Below are 354 nucleotides of genomic sequence, written 5' to 3' on the forward strand. Positions count from 1 at the left end.
CAGCCCGTTCTGTTTGATTTTGAGTCCATTTCGATTTGGTTTTGTACAAGAAATAGCGACTTCTGGCTAGTAATTGTTTAAGGGTATCTCCATTTGAGAGTATTTTAGATTCGAAATTTACTTTTGATTTTTTGGCTTTTTCAATAGCATCATTCTCTTGATCGATGACTTCCCAGCGATATTTAATCCTGATTTCCTGCAGGGCTTCTGTAGCTAGCTTTTGAATGTGGAATCGGTCTGTAACGCGAGTAGCATTAGCAAAACACTTTTTAGCTATCAATCCCATGTTTCCGGCCATATCCAGGGTGATTTCCTTGACTAGATTTCGTTGTTGAAGAGGGATCTTTTCAATAA

The 354-nt window shown here is 38.1% G+C and carries 1 protein-coding gene; it reads right to left on the minus strand.

Going from position 1 to position 354, the window contains the following annotated elements:
- On the minus strand, positions 1 to 354 hold a 354-nt coding region (locus tag J3495_RS19055; protein WP_210668571.1), incomplete at both ends, for a transposase.

The sequence above is a fragment of the Flavobacterium geliluteum genome, from assembly GCF_017948595.1.
Taxonomy (GTDB): Bacteria; Bacteroidota; Bacteroidia; order Flavobacteriales; family Flavobacteriaceae; genus Flavobacterium; species Flavobacterium flavipigmentatum.